General features: G+C 75.7%; 14 protein-coding genes. 13 read left to right on the top strand and 1 reads right to left on the bottom strand.

Going from position 1 to position 16,715, the window contains the following annotated elements; genetic code table 11:
• The first annotated feature begins 25 nt into the window (after window positions 1-25).
• The 12 genes from ftsW (at window position 26) to ACI79E_RS09870 (ending at window position 11,656) form a co-directional block, all read left to right on the top strand.
• The gene (gene ftsW, locus ACI79E_RS09925; RefSeq protein WP_456932364.1) at window positions 26-1,546 is read left to right on the top strand and encodes a putative lipid II flippase FtsW; all 1,521 of its coding nucleotides are present in this window, start codon (window positions 26-28) and stop codon (window positions 1,544-1,546) included.
• A complete protein-coding gene (gene murG, locus ACI79E_RS09920) occupies window positions 1,543-2,691 on the top strand; it encodes an undecaprenyldiphospho-muramoylpentapeptide beta-N-acetylglucosaminyltransferase (protein ID WP_456932363.1) in 1,149 nt (382 codons plus the stop codon). The genes ftsW and murG overlap by 4 nt, the downstream gene beginning before the upstream one ends.
• Window positions 2,688-4,142, top strand: coding sequence for a UDP-N-acetylmuramate--L-alanine ligase (gene murC / locus ACI79E_RS09915; protein WP_456932362.1), 1,455 nt, complete (start codon window positions 2,688-2,690; stop codon window positions 4,140-4,142). Before murG ends, murC begins: the two co-directional genes overlap by 4 nt.
• Window positions 4,139-4,942 (top strand): cell division protein FtsQ/DivIB, encoded by an 804-nt coding sequence (locus ACI79E_RS09910; protein ID WP_456932361.1) that lies wholly within the window; start codon window positions 4,139-4,141, stop codon window positions 4,940-4,942. The genes murC and ACI79E_RS09910 overlap by 4 nt, the downstream gene beginning before the upstream one ends.
• A 21-nt stretch (window positions 4,943-4,963) precedes the next feature.
• Window positions 4,964-5,548 carry a peroxidase-related enzyme gene (locus ACI79E_RS09905; RefSeq protein WP_456932360.1) on the top strand — a complete coding sequence of 195 codons (585 nt, stop codon included), beginning with the start codon at window positions 4,964-4,966 and terminating at the stop codon, window positions 5,546-5,548.
• A gap of 370 nt (window positions 5,549-5,918) precedes the next feature.
• Window positions 5,919-7,196 (top strand): cell division protein FtsZ, encoded by a 1,278-nt coding sequence (ftsZ, locus tag ACI79E_RS09900; RefSeq protein WP_456932359.1) that lies wholly within the window; start codon window positions 5,919-5,921, stop codon window positions 7,194-7,196.
• 28 nt (window positions 7,197-7,224) lie between these two features.
• Window positions 7,225-7,956: a peptidoglycan editing factor PgeF gene (gene pgeF / locus ACI79E_RS09895; RefSeq protein ID WP_456932358.1), complete on the top strand. Its 732-nt coding sequence runs from the start codon at window positions 7,225-7,227 to the stop codon at window positions 7,954-7,956.
• A gap of 20 nt (window positions 7,957-7,976) precedes the next feature.
• Window positions 7,977-8,717 carry a YggS family pyridoxal phosphate-dependent enzyme gene (locus tag ACI79E_RS09890; RefSeq protein ID WP_456932357.1) on the top strand — a complete coding sequence of 247 codons (741 nt, stop codon included), beginning with the start codon at window positions 7,977-7,979 and terminating at the stop codon, window positions 8,715-8,717.
• A gap of 41 nt (window positions 8,718-8,758) precedes the next feature.
• Entirely contained in the window at window positions 8,759-9,595 is an 837-nt protein-coding gene (locus ACI79E_RS09885; RefSeq protein WP_456932356.1) for a cell division protein SepF, read from the top strand.
• Window positions 9,596-9,649: 54 nt separating this feature from the next.
• The gene (locus ACI79E_RS09880) at window positions 9,650-9,946 is read left to right on the top strand and encodes a YggT family protein (RefSeq protein ID WP_097204615.1); all 297 of its coding nucleotides are present in this window, start codon (window positions 9,650-9,652) and stop codon (window positions 9,944-9,946) included.
• Between the two features lie 102 nt (window positions 9,947-10,048).
• The gene (locus tag ACI79E_RS09875) at window positions 10,049-10,768 is read left to right on the top strand and encodes a DivIVA domain-containing protein (RefSeq protein ID WP_456932355.1); all 720 of its coding nucleotides are present in this window, start codon (window positions 10,049-10,051) and stop codon (window positions 10,766-10,768) included.
• 129 nt (window positions 10,769-10,897) lie between these two features.
• Complete coding sequence (locus ACI79E_RS09870; RefSeq protein WP_456932354.1) at window positions 10,898-11,656, top strand: hypothetical protein; 759 nt, start codon at window positions 10,898-10,900, stop codon at window positions 11,654-11,656.
• A gap of 20 nt (window positions 11,657-11,676) precedes the next feature.
• On the opposite strand, the gene ileS is transcribed toward ACI79E_RS09870, so the two are convergent.
• Window positions 11,677-14,850 carry an isoleucine--tRNA ligase gene (ileS, locus tag ACI79E_RS09865; protein WP_456932353.1) on the bottom strand — a complete coding sequence of 1,058 codons (3,174 nt, stop codon included), beginning with the start codon at window positions 14,848-14,850 and terminating at the stop codon, window positions 11,677-11,679.
• 101 nt (window positions 14,851-14,951) lie between these two features.
• On the opposite strand from ileS, the gene ACI79E_RS09860 reads away from it, so the two are divergent.
• Window positions 14,952-16,463, top strand: a complete 1,512-nt coding sequence (locus ACI79E_RS09860) for a potassium/proton antiporter (RefSeq protein ID WP_456932352.1) — start codon at window positions 14,952-14,954, stop codon at window positions 16,461-16,463.
• Window positions 16,464-16,715: the final 252 nt, after the last annotated feature.

Genomic DNA, 16,715 nt, shown 5'->3' with positions numbered 1-16,715 from the left:
GGGCCGTACCGGTCACGATGGCGCGATGGAGTCCACCGGCGTCCGTCCCGCGCCCGGCGCGCGGCGGACCGCGGGCGCCACCCGGGGCACCGCCCCGCGCCGCCTCCGTGGTCCGGCCTGGCTCGACGGCCCCATGACCAGCTGCCACCTCGTGGTGGGTGCGGCCGGCATGCTGCTGGCCATCGGCCTGGTCATGGTCTTCTCCGCCTCGGCGATCGAGGCCGCGCTCGACGACCAGCCCGCCTGGCGCCCCGGCGTCGACCAGCTGGTGTTCGCCGTCGTCGGCCTCGGCGCCCTCGTCGTGGCCCTGCGGCTGCCCGTGGGGCTGATCCGCCGCTGGGCGCCGCTGGCCCTGGTCGGCTCCGCCGTCCTCCTGCTGGCGGTGTTCGTCCCGGGCCTCGGGATGGAGCTCAACGGCTCGCGGGCCTGGCTGGACCTCGGCGTCACCCAGTTCCAGCCCTCGGAGCTGGCCAAGCTGGTCTTCGCGCTCTGGGGTGCGCACATGCTCGCCGTCCGCGACCGCTACCTCACCGTGCGGACGCTGCTGGTGCCGCTGCTGCCGGTGTTCGGCGTCCTGTCGCTGCTGCTGTACCTGGAGCCGGACTTCGGCGGGGTGGTCAGCCTCGGCCTGGTGCTCGTCGGCCTGCTGTGGGGTGGCGGCATGCCGCTGCGCTTCTTCGCCTGGGGCGCTGGGGCCGCCGCGCTGGGCATCTGGGTCATGGTCAAGGCCGCGCCCTACCGGATGGAGCGCATCACCGCCTTCCTCGACCCGTTCGCCGACCCCACCGACTCCGGCTTCCAGGCCATCCGCGGCTTCTACGCGCTGGCCACCGGGGGGCTGTGGGGGGTGGGGCTGGGCAACAGCGCCATGAAGTGGAACCTGCTGCCCGAGGCCGAGTCCGACTACATCTTCGCGATCATCGGGGAGGAGCTCGGGTTCCTCGGCTGCCTGGTCGTGGTGACCCTCTACGGCGTGCTCGCCTACGCCGGCTTCCGGATCGCCCGCCGCTCGGCCGACCGCTTCGTGCAGCTGGCCAGCGTCGCCATCACGGTGTGGCTGGTCGGGCAGGCCGCGATGAACATGGGCTACGTCGTCGGCCTGCTCCCGGTCACCGGCGTCACCCTGCCCCTGGTCTCGGCCGGCGGCACCTCCCTGGTGCTCACCCTGTTCATCGTCGGGCTGCTGATCCGCTTCGCCCGCAGCGAGCCCGAGGCGATCGAGCACCAGCGCCGCCGCACCCCCGGCCGGCTGACCCGCCTGCTCCTGCCGGTGCCCGAGCACGCCGTGGAGCCGGTCCGCCCGCGTCGCCGTCCCCGCCGGGAGCCGGCCGACGGGGGAGCCGGCCGGGCCGAGGAGCGGCCGGCCCGCGGCCCCGCCGTCTCCGGCAGCCGCACCGTGGCCCGCGTCGTCCCCGGGCGGGAGCGGCCTGCGGCCCCGCGGGAGCGGCGGGTGCCCGACGCCCGCGGCCGCGGCGCGGACGGCCGACGGCAGCCGCCGCCGCGCGCCCGGCTCACCTCACCCGACTCGCCCCGGAGGCCCCGATGAGCACCAGCGTCGTCCTCGCCGGCGGCGGCACCGGCGGGCACATCGAGCCGATGCTCGCCCTCGCCGACGCCCTGCGCCGCCGCGGCGTCCCCGGCGGCGAGCTGCGCATCACCTGCCTGGGCACCGCCCGCGGCATGGAGACCCGCCTCGTCCCCGCCCGCGGCTACGACCTGCGGCTGATCCCCCCGGTGCCGCTGCCGCGCAGGCCCACCGTCGACCTGCTGCGGGTGCCCGGCCGGGTGCGCGCCTCGGTGGCCGAGACCCGCGCGCTGCTGCGCGAGCTCGACGCCGACGTCGTCGTCGGCTTCGGTGGCTACGTGGCCCTGCCGGCCTACCTCGCCGCCCGCCGGCAACGGGTGCCGGTCGTGGTGCACGAGCAGAACGCGCTGCCCGGTCTCGCCAACCGCGTGGGCGCCCGCCTGGCCGCGCGCGTGGCGGTCACCGTGCCGGGCACGCCGCTGCGCGGCGCCGAGCACGTCGGCATGCCCTTGCGGACGGCGATCAGCACGCTGGACCGGCCCGCCCGCCGCGCCGAGGCCCGCGCCGCCTTCGGCCTGGACGCCGACCGGCCCACGCTGCTGGTCTTCGGCGGCTCGCAGGGCGCGGGGTCGCTGAACCGGGCCGCGGTCGGCGCCGCCGACGCGCTCACCGCGGCCGGCGTGCAGGTGCTGCACGCCCGCGGGCCGAAGAACACCGACGTGACCGTGCCCGCCCGCCCCGCGGGCAGCGCGCCCTACGTCGTCGTCGACTACCTGGACCGGATGGACCTCGCCTACGCCGCCGCCGACCTCGCGCTGTGCCGGGCAGGTGCGGTGACCGTCGCCGAGCTGTCGGCCGTCGGGCTGCCGGCGGCGTTCGTCCCGCTGCCCATCGGCAACGGCGAGCAGCGGCGCAACGCGCTGCCCGTGGTGGAGGCCGGGGGAGGACTGCTGGTGGACGACGCGGACCTGTCGCCGTCCTGGATCGAGGAGAACGTGGTGCCCCTGGTCACCGACCCGGGCGCGCTGGCCGGGTACGCCGAGCACGCCGCGGCCGCGGGCTCCCGCGAGGCCGACGAGCGGCTGGCCGACATCGTGCTGGAGGTGGCGGCGAGCGGAGCAGCGCCGCGCACGCGGTCGACGGGCGCCGGCGAGGAGGGCCGGTGAGCGCCGCAGCGGTGGCCGCGTGGAACGAGCCGGTGCCCTCGCTGCCCGAGCTCGGCGCGGTGCACTTCGTCGGCATCGGCGGGGCCGGGATGAGCGGGATCGCGCGGATCCTGCTCGCCCGGGGCGTGACCGTCTCCGGCAGCGACCGCCGCGACACCCCGACCCTGCTGGCGCTGCGCGCCCTGGGCGCCCGGGTGGAGCTCGGCCACGACCCGGCGCGCCTCGGGGACGCCGACACCGTCGTCGTCTCCACCGCGATCCGGGAGGACAACCCCGAGCTGGCCGCCGCCCGCGCCCGGGGGCTGCGGGTGCTGCCGCGGGCGGTGGCCCTGGCCGCGGTGATGGCCGGCAAGCGCAGCGTCGCCGTCGCCGGCACCCACGGGAAGACCTCGACCACGTCGATGCTCACCGTCGCGGTGCAGGCGTGCGGCGTGGACCCCTCCTTCGCCATCGGCGGCGACCTCAACGAGTCGGGCAGCAACGCGCACGCGGGGGAGGGGGACGTCTTCGTCGCCGAGGCCGACGAGAGCGACCGCTCGTTCCTGCTGCTCGCGCCGCACGGGGCGATCGTCACCAACGTCGAGGCCGACCACCTCGACAACTACGGCGACTTGGCGGCGGTCGAGGCGGCGTTCGACCGGTTCCTGGGCACCGTCGACCCGGGCGGCTTCGTCGTCCTGTGCGCCGACGACCCCGGCTCGGCGCGGCTGCGCGGCGTGCCCACCCGCGCCCGGGTGCGCACCTACGGCACCGCGGAGGACGCCGACCTGCGGCTGCTGGACATCGAGGTCGGCCCGGACGCCACCGCGTGGACGGCGGTCCTCGACGGCGAGGTGCTGGGCCGGGTGCAGATCCGGGTGCCGGGCGAGCACATGGCCCGCAACAGCGCCGCGGCGCTGCTGGCCGGCCTCGAACTGGGGCTGCCCGCCGAGGGGCTGGTGGCGGGCCTGGCCCGGTTCGGCGGCGTGCACCGCCGGTTCGAGCTCAAGGGCGTCGTCGGCGGGGTGCGGGTCTACGACGACTACGCCCACCACCCCACCGAGGTCGGTGCGCAACTGCGCGCCGCCCGCGCCGTGGCCGGCTCCGGCCGGGTCGTGGTCGCCTTCCAGCCGCACCTGTACAGCCGCACCCGCGAGTTCGCCGCCGGCTTCGGTGCCGCCCTCGGGCTGGCCGACGAGGTCGTGGTCATGGACGTCTACGGCGCCCGGGAGGACCCCGTCCCCGGCGTCACCGGCGCGATGGTCGCCGACGCGGTCCCCCTGCCGGCCGGGCGGGTGCAGTTCGAGCCGTCGTGGTCGGCCGCGGCCCCCGCGCTCGCGGAGCGCGCCCGGCCCGGTGACCTGGTGATCACCATGGGGGCCGGCAACGTCTCCATGGTCGGCCCCGAGGTGCTCGAGGTGCTGCGGTCGCGGGCCGGCGGCGTCGACGCGCCGGCGGGCCCGGACCGGTGAGCCGCTCGGGGACGACCACCCGGGACCGCTCCCGCGGCTCCGGGCCCGCTCCCGAGTCCGGACGCCGCGCCGGGGGACCCGCCGTCCGCCGGCGCCGGGACAGCCCGCGGGACCGCCGCCGCCGGCTGCTCCTCCGCGCCGGCCTGGCGGTGGCGGTGGCCGGGCTGCTGACCTGGCTGGTGTGGGGCAGCCCCGTGCTCGCCGTCTCCACCGTGCAGGTCGACGGGGCGGGCAGCCTGACCGCCGAGGAGGTGGTCGAGGTCGCGGGGATCACCCCGGGCACCCCGCTGCTGCGGGTGGACGTCGAGGCGGCCGAGGCCCGGGTGGCCCGGCTGCCCCAGGTCGCGTCGGTCGAGGTGACCCGCGGGTGGCCGCGCAGCGTCGTCGTCACCGTCGTCGAGCGGGTGCCGGTCGCGGTGGTCGACCAGGCCGGCACCCGGAGCCTGGTCGACGCCGACGGGGTGCTCTTCGACACGGTCACCGGCGCGTCGCCGGCCGGCGTCGTGCCGCTCGAGGTGGCGTCCCCGGGGCCCGACGACCGCGCCACGAGGGCCGCGCTGGCCGCGCTGGTCGCCCTCCCGCGCGAGGTCCGCTCCGACGTCGCGGCGGCCTCGGCCACCACCGCGGAGGACGTCACCCTGACCCTCGCCGACGGCACCACGGTGCTGTGGGGGAGCGCCGAGCACGCCGGGGACAAGGCCGACGTCCTCGTCGCCCTGCTCGGCCAGCTGGGGTCCGGGGCGCTGGAGCCGGCGGGCACCATCGACGTCAGCGCGCCGTCCGCGGTGGTCCTCCGCTGAGCTGCGCGGCAGGGTGGACCGGTGAGCGCCTCCCCGATCAGCCGGTTCCCCGTCCCGACCCCTGACCAGCTCGCCCCGGAACTGCGGGAGCGTTACGCCGACGTCGAGGAGCGCTCGGGTTTCCTGCCCAACGTCTTCGGCGCGCTGGCGTGGCGCCCGGCCGAGGCGGCGGCCTTCTTCGCCCTGCACGACGCGCTGATGGACAAGGAGACCCCGGGCCTGTCCAAGGCCGACCGGGAGCTGGTCGTGGTGGCGACCAGCGCGGCCAACGACTGCCTGTACTGCGTGGTGGCGCACGGCGCCATCGCCCGCATCCGGGCCCGCGACCCGCACATCGCCGACCAGGTCGCCGTCGACTGGCGCAAGGCGCCGCTGTCGCCGCGGATGCACGCGGTGCTGGAGGTCGCGGTCCGGCTCGCCGTGGAGCCGGCGGCGGTGACCGCCGCGGACCTGGACGCCCTGCGCGGGCACGGCCTCACCGAGGACGACGTCTGGGACGTCGGGGCGATCGTGTCGCTCTTCGCGCTGTCCAACCGGCTCGCGCACTGGGCGGCGATCCCGCCGAACGAGGAGTTCTACCTCCTCGGCCGGCTGCCCCGCAGCTGAGCCCGCCCGCGGCGCCGCTCGCGCACCGTGTCGCACCGGTGCCGGAGCGCACTGCCCGGCGGCCGGGACGACACGCGCGGCGACGCGACACGCCCGGCGCCCCAGATCACTTTGCCCGGTTCCCCGTCGTGGGCGTGTCCGGCGCCTCGACCTGCACATGAGACGTTCCCGGCGCGGGTCGTCACTCTCAGTGGTGTCAGTGTGACCAGCGGGTCGGCCGAGATCCGTGTGATCCCGCCCTGTCGACACGCCGGGCCCGGGAGGGTGTTTGTAGGGCCTGTCCCGGCCCATCTAACTTCGTCCGCGTCGACCCAGTTGACATAACTATAAGGCTTTACTTGAGGATGAGGGTCGAGGTCGGGAGCCCCACATGACACCTCCGCACAACTACCTCGCGGTCATCAAGGTCGTCGGCATCGGCGGCGGCGGTGTGAACGCGGTGAACCGGATGATCGAGGTCGGCCTCAAGGGGGTCGAGTTCATCGCCATCAACACCGACGCCCAGGCGCTGCTGATGAGCGACGCCGACGTCAAGCTCGACGTCGGCCGCGAGCTCACCCGCGGGCTGGGTGCCGGCGCGCAGCCCGACGTCGGGCGCCAGGCGGCCGAGGACCACCGCGAGGAGATCGAGGAGGTGCTCAAGGGCGCCGACATGGTCTTCGTGACCGCGGGGGAGGGCGGCGGCACCGGCACCGGCGGCGCCCCCGTCGTCGCCTCCATCGCGCGCAAGCTCGGCGCGCTCACCATCGGCGTGGTCACCCGCCCGTTCTCCTTCGAGGGCAAGCGGCGGGCCGTGCAGGCCGAGTCGGGCATCGAGGAGCTGCGCAACGAGTGCGACACGCTCATCGTCATCCCCAACGACCGGCTGCTCCAACTCGGTGACCGCAACGTCAGCGTGATGGACGCCTTCCGCACCGCCGACCAGGTGCTGCTCTCCGGTGTCCAGGGCATCACCGACCTGATCACCACGCCCGGCCTGATCAACCTGGACTTCGCCGACGTCAAGTCGGTCATGTCCGGCGCGGGCTCGGCGCTCATGGGCATCGGCAGCGCGCGCGGGGACAACCGGGCCCTGCTCGCCGCCGAGCAGGCCATCGCCAGCCCGCTGCTGGAGGCCTCGATGGAGGGCGCCCACGGCGTCCTGCTGTCGATCTCCGGCGGCTCGGACCTCGGCCTGTTCGAGATCAACGAGGCCGCCTCGCTGGTGTCCGACGCGGCCCACGCCGACGCGAACATCATCTTCGGCGCGGTCATCGACGACGCCCTCGGTGACGAGGTGCGCGTGACCGTCATCGCCGCCGGCTTCGACGGTGGCAAGCCCAGCGGCCGCAAGGACGCCGGCGTCGCCGCCGTGCCCAGTGCCGCCCCGGTGGCGCCCCCCGTGGCCTCGCGGATGCCGGTGCACCCGCAGCCGGTGACCGCCGCTTCTCCGGCGCCGACCGGTGAGCGGCTGGTCGGCTCGACCCCCCAGGCGCAGCCGGCGCCGATGCCCTCGACCTCGCAGATGCCGGCCCGGCCCGCAGCCGGCGGCGGCATCACCGTGCCCCCGCTGCCCCCGGTCCCGGGTGCGGCCGCCGCGGGTCGCCGCCCGCTGTCGAACGAGGACTTCGAGGAGGAGCTCGACATCCCGGAGTTCCTCCGCCAGTGAGAGGCCCCTCCTCCACGGGGGTGGCGCCGTGAGTCCGCAGCCGGCCGCCCCGCCGACGGTGCGACCCCGCCGGGTCGTCACCGACCGGCGGGGCGGCCGGTCCCGTCCGCCGTACGACTCGTTCAACCTCGGCGGGCACGTGGGTGACGACCCCGCGGACGTCGCGGCCAACCGGGAGCGGCTGGCGCGGGAGCTCGGGGCGGACCCGGCCCGCCTGGTCTGGATGGACCAGGTGCACGGCACGGGGGTGGCCGTGGTCGACGGACCGGTCGATGGGCCGCTGCCGGCCACCGACGCACTCGTCACCCGCACGCCGGGCCTGGTGCTGTGCGTCCTGGTCGCCGACTGCGTCCCGGTGCTGCTGGCCGACTCCCGCACCGGTGTGGTGGCCGCCGTCCACGCCGGCCGGGAGGGCGTCCGCCAGGGCGTCGTCCCCGCCGCACTGGCCGCCATGACCGGGCTGGGTGCGCGCCCCGGCGACGTCACCGCGCTGCTGGGTCCGGCCGTCTGCGGCGCCTGCTACGAGGTGCCGCGCGCCATGCAGGCCGAGGTGGCGCGGATCGCCCCGGCCGCCGCCGTCCGGACCCGCAGGGGCACCCCGGGGCTGGACCTGCGTGCCGGGCTGGCCGAGGTGCTCCGCGGCGCCGGGGTGGGCCAGGTGGTGCACGACCCCCGGTGCACCGCCGAGGACCGCTTCCTCTTCTCCCACCGGCGCGACGGCGTCACCGGCCGGCAGGCGGGGGTCACCTGGCTCGGGTGAGCGCTGGGAGCATTCCCCTCGTGACCACCCCCGCCGACCGTCTCCAGGCCGTGCGCGCACGGATCGCCGCGGCGGCCCGTGCCGCCGGCCGCGACCCCGCCGAGGTGCGCCTGCTGGCGGTGAGCAAGACCTGGCCCGCCGCCGCCGTCCGGGAGCTCGCCGCGCTCGGTCAGGCCGACTTCGGCGAGAACCGCGCGCAGGAGCTGACCGGCAAGGCGGCCGAGCTCACCGACCTGCCGCTGCGGTGGCACATGGTCGGCCAGTTGCAGCGCAACAAGGCCGCGGCGGTGGCCCGGCTGGGCGCGGTGGTGCACTCGGTCGACCGGCTCCCGCTGGCCCGCACGCTGGCACGGGCGGGGACGGAGCTGGGCCGGCCGGTCGAGGTGCTGCTCCAGGTGGACCTCGGCGGGCCGGAGGGCGAGCTCGCCGCCCGGGGCGGCGCCGCACCCGGCGACGTGCCCGCCCTGGCCGACGCGGTCGCCGCGGAGGAGGGCGTCGCGCTGCGCGGCCTCATGGCGGTCGCGCCCCGGGGCGGCGACCCGGCGCCGGCGTTCGCCCGGCTCGCCGCGCTGGCCGAGCGGGTCCGCACCGACCACCCCGGGGCGCGGGAGGTCTCGGCCGGGATGAGCGCCGACCTCGAGGCGGCGATCGCAGCCGGGAGCACGATCGTGCGTGTCGGAACCGCGCTCTTCGGGGAGCGGCCCCTACCCTCCCCGGGAGACGAGTCACACCAGTCACACGGGTCCCACCAGCCCGGGTGATCGACGCGCGCAACGAGGACGACACCAGAGGGCGAGGGCTGATGGCCGGGACCATGCGGAAGATGGGCATCTACCTCGGGCTCGTCGAGGACGACGACGCCCGTGCCTACAGCCGGTACGACGCCCGTCAGGCGGACTACGACCGGCACGACGACCGTCGGGTGGACGAGCGGCGCATCGACGACCGCCGCTACAGCCGGTACGCCGAGGACGCCTACGACGACCACTACGTCGACGACGGTGACCGGTACGCCGACGTGGACTACCGCGGCGACGACCACTTCGCCGACCTCGAGCCCGAGCTGCCGGCCCCCGCCCCCGAGCCGGTCGCCCCGCCCCGGCGCAGCGGCGTGAACCGCAACATCGGCCTCGCCCCGGCCGCCTCGGCGCCCGCCGCCCGTCTCGGGAGCCCGGTCGGCGGTGGTCTCTCCTCGACGACCGGTGGTCTGTCCTCGACCGGTGGCGGTCTGTCCTCGACCGGCGGTGGCCTCTCCTCGGCTGCCGGTGGCGTGGGCGGGTCGACCGCCGCCGGGCTCGCCGTCCGGGAGCCGGTCGCGGCCGCCCCGGAGCCGGCCCCGGCCCCCGCCCCGGCGCCGCAGCCGTACCGGATCACCACCCTGCACCCGAAGACCTACAACGAGGCGCGCCAGATCGGTGAGGCCTTCCGGGACGGCAAGCCGGTCATCATGAACCTCACCGAGCTCGACCACGCCGACGCGCGGCGGCTCGTCGACTTCGCTGCGGGCCTGATCTTCGGGCTGCGCGGTACCATCGAGCCCGTCACGAACAAGGTGTTCCTGCTCAGCCCGAGGGACGTCGACGTGACGGCCGAGGACAAGGCGCGGATCCGCGAGGGCGGGTTCACCGACCAGTCCTGAGGCCGACGCCCACGACTGGACCGGCACGCGGAGTGCCCCGAACGAACGAGGACCGTGGCTCTCTTCTGGCAGATCGTCTCATCGGTGCTGCTCGTCTTCCTCGTCCTGCTCTTCGCGCGGTTCGTCGTCGACTGGGTCATGGTGCTGGCCCGCAGCTGGCGGCCGTCCGGGCTGGTGGCAGCGGGTCTCGAGGTCGTCTACGCGACCACCGACCCCCCGCTCAAGGCGGTGCGGAAGGTCATCCCGCCCCTGAACCTGGGGACCATCCGGTTGGACCTCGGGTTTATGGTGCTGTTGATTGCCGTGTACATCCTGCGTGGCATCACGACCTCACTCGCCGCCACCGCGTGACCCCTGAACCCACCGGGGAGGGTGACGCACGGAGGCGGGTGCGGTCCGCCGTCGCTCGTCCGAGAACGTCCCTGTTCCCGCTGTCCGACCCGAGGTGACCCGATGCCATTGACGCCTGCCGACGTGCACAACGTCGTGTTCAAGAAGCCGCCGATCGGCAAGCGTGGCTACGACGAGGACGAGGTGGACGCGTTCCTCGACGTGGTCGAGGCCGAGCTCGCCCGGCTGATCGAGGAGAACAACGAGCTCCGCTCCGGCTCGGCCACCGGCCGGACGCCGCGCCAGGAGGCCCCCGAGCCGCCCGCCCAGGCCGTCGCGCCGCCGCCTCCGCCGGTCACCCCGCGCGAGGACGACAGCGCCCGCGCCTCCCGGATGCTGGCCCTGGCCACCGAGACCGCCGACCGGTACGTCAACGAGGCCAAGGCCCAGGCCGACCAGATGGTCGTCACGGCCAAGACCAACAGCGAGCGGATGGTCACCGAGGCCCGGGCCAAGAGCGAGCAGATGGTCAGCGAGGCCAAGATGCGCGCCGACTCGATGATCGGCGACGCCCGCACCCGCGCCGACACGATGGAGCGCGAGGCCCGCGCCAAGGCCGCCGCGCTGGACCAGGACGCCGAGCGCCGGCACACCGAGGTCATGGGCACCCTCGAGGAGAAGAAGAGCAGCCTCGAGCGCAAGATCGAGGAGCTGCGGACCTTCGAGCGCGAGTACCGCACCCGCCTGCGGTCCTACCTCGAGTCGCACCTGCGCGACCTGGACAGCCGCGGCTCGGCCGAGCCGGCGTCCAACAGCCGGCAGAACCAGCACGCCAGCGCCTGAGACGGCACCCGCCCCGCCCCGCCCGCAGGAGGGGCGGACGGGTCCGCGCACGAGGGGCCCCCGGACGTCGTCCGGGGGCCCCTCGGCGTCCGGGGGCGGGGTCGCCGCCCGCCCGGCTAGAGTCGGTCCGTGATCTTGGCGGCGGGCCTGCTGGTGCTGATCGGCCTGGGGACGTTCGTCGCCGGGGTGGTCACCGACACCACGGCGCTCTACTGGGTCTGCGTCGGGGCCTGCGGCCTGGCCGCGGTCCTGCTGGTGCTGCGGCGGGTGGCCACCCCCCGGGAGGCCGGGCAGCCCGGCGTCCGCACCCCGACCGTCCGTGGTCCCGCCTCCGGCGGGCACCGCGCCGCCGCCGGCCCGGGGTCGGGCGAGCAGGGGCGGGTGCGCGGGCCGGCCTCGGGCGGGCACCGGACGGTGGACGGCCCGGCCTCCGGCGGGCAGCGGACCGTGGACGGCCCGACCTCCGGCGGGTACCGCGCTGTCGGGCGGCCGGCCGACGACGACCGGCGGGAGCCGGCGGGACCCGCCGCCCCCGGGCCGCGCGATGACGCCCGCGCGTGGGCCCCGGTGGACGACGCCCCCACGGGGGCGCACGCGGCCGTCCCCGGCGGGGTCCGTGGTCCCGCCCGCGACGGCGAGCCCGCCGAGGAGGACGTCGAGGTGACCGACCTGCTCCTGGTCGTCGACCTCGACGACGAGGTGCTCGTGGTCGACGAGCGCCCCCGGTACCACATGGCCGGCTGCGTGCACCTGACCGGGCAGACCACCATCCCGCTGCCCATGGTCGAGGCCCGCGAGGACGGGTTCACCCCGTGCGGCGTCTGCCGTCCGGTGCGGCAGCTCGCCGAGATCGAGCGCACGCGGCGCCGGGCCGCCCGCGGGTACTGAGCCCCGCGGGCGCCCGCCGCTCAGCCCGCTGCGCGCGCCACCCAGAAGCGGGAGCCGGCCGGCCCCTCGACCCCGTCGCCCTCGCCGGCGGTCCCGGCGTGCACCCGGACGGCGAGCACCTCGTCGGCCACCTGCGTCCCGTGCTCGGTCAGCGCCTGGCCCAGCTGGGCGCCGGCCGGGGAGTCCTCGACGGTCCACCACAGCTCGATGCGGTCGCTCACGGCCAGGCCGCTGCCCTTGCGGGCCTCCTGCACCAGCCGGACCGCCTCGCGGACCAGGCCGGCCCGCTCCAGCTCGGGGGTCAGCTCTAGGTCCAGGGCCACGGTGAGCCCGCCGCCGCTGGCCACGGTCCACCCCTCCCGCGGGGTCTCGGTGACCACCAGGTCGCCGTCCTCCAGGGGCACGGGGGCGCCGTCGACCTCGACGGCGGCGTCACCGGCCCGGTAGGCGGCCACGAGCGCAGGGGCGTCGGCGGCGGCGACGGCCTTGGCGACGGCCTGCACCTGCTTGCCCAGCCGGCGGCCGACGGCCCGGAAGTCGACCTTGACGCTGACGTCGACCAGGTCGCCGCCGACGGCCGAGAGGTCCATCAGCTCCGCCACGTTGAGCTCGTCGGCCACCTCCGCGACCAGGTCACGCGGCAGCTCCGACCAGCCCGGCGCGGCCACGACGGCGCGGGCCAGCGGCTGGCGGGTGCGCACCTTGGCCGAGGTGCGGGCCGAGCGGCCCAGCTCGACCAGCCGGCGGACCAGGGCCACCTGCTCGACCAGCGCCGCGTCGCGGGCGTCCTGGTCGACCTGCGGCCAGGCGGCCAGGTGCACGCTGTCGGGGACCTCGGCACCGGTCAGGCCCGGGACCACGGCGCGGCCCCACACCTCCTCGGTCACGAACGGGGTGAACGGCGCCATCAGCCGGGTGAGCACGTCGAGCACCTCGTGCAGCGTGGCCAGCGCGGCCGGGTCGCCGTCCCAGAACCGGCGGCGCGAGCGGCGCACGTACCAGTTGGACACGTCGTCGACGAACTGCGCGATCAGCCGCCCGGCGCCCTGGGTGTCGAAGTCCTCCAGCGCCGCCGTCACGCCCTCGGTGACCGCGGCCAGCTCGGCCAGCGCCCAGCGGTCCAGCAGCGGACGCTCGGCCCGCGGGGGAGCCGGGCTCGAGGCCGGGTCCCAGCCGTTGGTCTCGGCGTAGAGGGTGAAGAAGCTGGCCGTGTTCCAGTAGGTGAGCAGCACCTTGCGGACGACCTCGGACAGCGTCTCGTGGCCGACCCGGCGGGCCGACCACGGCGAGCCGCCGGCCAGCATGAACCAGCGGACGGCGTCGGCGCCGTGTCGGTCCATCAGCGGGATGGGCTCGAGGATGTTGCCCAGGTGCTTGCTCATCTTGCGGCCGTCCTCGGCCAGGATGTGGCCCAGGCACAGCACGTTCTCGTAAGAGCTCTGGTCGAACACCAGCGTGCCGACGGCCATGAGCGTGTAGAACCAGCCGCGGGTCTGGTCGATCGCCTCGCAGATGAACTGCGCCGGGTAGGCCGCCTCGAACTCCGCCTGGTTGCGGTGCGGCGCCCCCCACTGGGCGAAGGGCATCGACCCGGAGTCGTACCAGGCGTCGATCACCTGGCGGACCCGCCGGTAGGTGCCCTCCTCGCCGGGCCGGGTGAAGGTGACCTCGTCGATGAACGGCCGGTGCGGGTCCAGGTCGGACAGGTCGCGGCCGGTCAGCTCCGACAGCTCGGCGAGCGAGCCGACGGCGACCATCCGCGACGGGTCGGCGTCGTTGCGCCAGATCGGCAGCGGCGTGCCCCAGTACCGGTCGCGGGACAGCGCCCAGTCGACGTTGTTGCGCAGCCAGTCGCCGTAGCGGCCCCACTGGATGTGCTCGGGGTGCCAGTGCGTCCGCTCGTTCTGGGCCAGCAGCTGGTCCTTGACCAGCGACGTCCGGATGTACCAGGACGGCTGGGCGTAGTACATGAGCGGCGTGTGGCACCGCCAGCAGTGCGGGTAGCTGTGCTCGTAGCGCTGCTCGCGCCACAGCACGCCGCGCTGCTGCAGGTCGGCCACCAGCGTGTCGTCGGCGGCCTTGAAGAACCGGCCGCCCACCAGCCCGACGTCGGGCAGGAAGTGGCCGGTCGGGTCGATCGGGTTCACCACGGGCAGGCCGTAGCCGCGGCAGACGGCGAGGTCGTCGGCGCCGAAGGCGGGTGACTGGTGGACCAGGCCGGTGCCGTCCTCGGTGGTCACGTAGTCGGCGAGGACGACGAAGTGGGCGTCCTCCCCGTCGGGGAAGTCGACCAGCTCGAACGGCCGCTGGTAGTGCACCCGCTCCCAGTCGCGGCCGGCCGTGCGGGCCAGCACCTCGACGTCGTCGGTGTCGCCGAAGACGGCGCCGAGCAGTGGCTCGGCGACCACCAGCGTGTCGTCCCCACGACGGGCGACGACGTAGGTGACGTCCGGGTGGACGGCGACCGCGGTGTTGGACGGCAGCGTCCAGGGCGTCGTCGTCCAGACCAGCAGGTCCGCCCGGCCCGCCCACTCGCCGCTGGTGACCGGCAGCCGCACGTAGACCGACGGGTCGGTGATCGACTCGTAGCCCTGCGCCACCTCGTGGTCGGACAGGCCGGTGCCGCAGCGGGGGCAGTACGGGGCGACCCGGTGGTCCTCGACCAGCAGGCCCTTGTCGAAGACCTGCTTGAGCGACCACCAGACGCTCTCGATGTAGGCGGGGTCCATCGTCCAGTAGGCGGTGGACATGTCGACCCAGTAGCCCATCCGGTGGGTGAGCTCGCTGAACGCGTCGACGTGCCGCATGACCGACTCCCGGCAGCGGGCGTTGAACTCCGCGATGCCGTAGCGCTCGATGTCGGGCTTGCCGGCGAAGCCGAGCTCCTGCTCGACGGCGATCTCCACCGGCAGGCCGTGGCAGTCCCAGCCGGCGCGGCGGGGCACGTGCCAGCCCTGCATGGTCTTGAAGCGCGGGAAGACGTCCTTGAACGCCCGCGCCTCGATGTGGTGGGTGCCGGGGCGGCCGTTGGCGGTCGGCGGCCCCTCGTAGAAGTTCCACTGCGGCCGGCCGGCGGAGGCCTCCAGCGAGCGGGCGAAGACCTTGTCGGCCTCCCAGCGGCCCAGGACCTCCTGCTCGAGGGCGGGCAGGTCGACCTGAGGGGGCAGCGCGCGGAACGGGCCGGGAGAGCTCACGCCGCCATTGTCCCCGAGCCGCGCCGGCGCCCGTCGGTGGACTGCTGGAACCGCGCCGGAACGTGGGTACGGGAGACTGCGGAGGTGGACAGGGGCGCACGGTGAACACGACGGTCACCGTCGCGCTGGCCCTGGGATCGCTGATCGTCCTCGTCGCCGCCGTGGCCCTCCGGCTGGCCGACCGGCTGGGCCTGCCCAGCCTGCTGATCTACCTGGCCCTGGGGGTGGCCCTGGGCGAGCGCGGCCTGGGCATCGACTTCGAGGACGTGCAGCTCACCCAGACCCTCGGCGTGGCCGCGCTGCTGGTCATCCTGGCCGAGGGCGGGCTGACCACCCGGTGGAACGACGTCCGGCGGGCGATCGGCCCCGGCCTGTCGCTGGCCACGGTCGGCGTGGTGGTCAGCGTCGTCGTCACCGCGGCGATCGCGGTCTGGCTGCTGGACTTCCCGTGGGCCTTCGCCCTCCTCCTCGGCGCCGTCATCGGCTCCACCGACGCCGCCGCCGTCTTCGCCGCGCTGCGCCGGCTGCCGCTGCCCCGCCGGCTGGCGGCCTCCATCGAGGCCGAGAGCGGGCTCAACGACGCCCCCGCGATCCTCCTGGTGTCGGCCCTGGCGACGTACCTGACCGACGGCGAGGCCCACGCCTGGTGGCTGGTCGGGCTGGAGATCGTCGCCGAACTGGTCGGCGGGGCGGCCATCGGCATCGCCGTCGGGGTGGCCGGGGCGGAGCTGCTGCGGCGCGTCGCCCTCCCGCTGGCCGGCTTCTACCCGCTGGCGACCCTCGCGCTGTGCGTGCTCGCGTTCTCGGCGGCGTCCCTGGCGCACACCTCCGGGTTCGTCGCGGTGTACCTGGCCGGCGTGGTGCTCGGCAACGCCGCCCTGCCGCACCGCTCGGCGAGCATCGGCTTCGCCGAGGGCATGGCCTCTCTCGCGCAGATCGGCCTGTTCGTCCTGCTCGGGCTGCTGGCCTCCCCGGACCGGCTGGACGACGCACTCCTGCCCGCGCTGATCGTCGGCGGGGCGCTGCTGCTGGTGGCCCGGCCGCTGTCGGTGCTGGCCAGCCTCGTCTGGTTCCGCCTCCCGCTGGCCCAGCAGGCGTTCATCTCCTGGGCCGGCCTGCGCGGGGCGGTGCCGATCGTCCTGGCCACCTTCCCGGTCGCCGCCGGCGTCGACGGCGCCGTCCGCATCTTCGACACCGTCTTCGTGCTCGTCGTCGTCTTCACCCTCATCCAGGGCTGGTCGCTGCCCTGGGTGGCGCGCCGGCTGCGCATCGCCGCGCCGGTCACCCCGCGGGACGTCGACGTGGAGTCCGCGCCGCTGGACGAGCTGGACGCCGACCTCCTGCAGCTCACCGTGCCGCACGGGTCCCGGCTGCACGGCGTCTACCTGCCCGAGCTGCGCCTGCCCGAGGACGCCGCGGTGGTGCTCATCGTCCGCGACGGCCGGCCGTTCGTCCCCGACGCCACCACCCGCCTGATGCGCGGCGACCAGGCGCTGCTCGTGTCCGCCCGCCGGTCCCGGCCGGCCGCCGAGCAACGGCTGCGCGCGGTCAGCCGCGCCGGACGGCTGGCCGGCTGGCGCGGCGAGACCGGCGCCGCCACCGGGGCTGATTGACCGGTCGTCCTCCGGACGACACCGCGGCCAGGTGCCGTCCCCGAGTCGTGCTGAGCCCTCCCCGTGTCCCGGTCGGGAGGCCCTCCGGGCCCCCGCGACCGGTCCACCGCGGCCAGGTGCCGTCCCCGAGTCGTGCTGAGCCCTCCCCGTGTCCCGGTCGGGAGGCCCTCCGGGCCCCCGCGACCGGCTGTCTCCGCCGCGCCGCGCAACTCCGGGGGAGGTGCGGGCCGCCGGCGCCGCCAGGCGACGGGT

This window comes from Geodermatophilus sp. SYSU D00079, assembly GCF_054050635.1.
Note: the sequence above shows the minus strand (reverse complement) of the source record. Positions and strands in the feature narration are given on the sequence as shown.

Excerpts from the sequence above, each read along its gene's own strand:
- ACI79E_RS09885 (WP_456932356.1), top strand. The coding sequence starts at position 8,759 with ATGGCCGGGACCATGCGGAAGATGGGCATCTACCTCGGGCTCGTCGAG.
- ftsZ (WP_456932359.1), top strand. The coding sequence starts at position 5,919 with ATGACACCTCCGCACAACTACCTCGCGGTCATCAAGGTCGTCGGCATC.
- ftsW (WP_456932364.1), top strand. The coding sequence starts at position 26 with ATGGAGTCCACCGGCGTCCGTCCCGCGCCCGGCGCGCGGCGGACCGCG.
- ACI79E_RS09875 (WP_456932355.1), top strand. The coding sequence starts at position 10,049 with ATGCCATTGACGCCTGCCGACGTGCACAACGTCGTGTTCAAGAAGCCG.
- murG (WP_456932363.1), top strand. The coding sequence starts at position 1,543 with ATGAGCACCAGCGTCGTCCTCGCCGGCGGCGGCACCGGCGGGCACATC.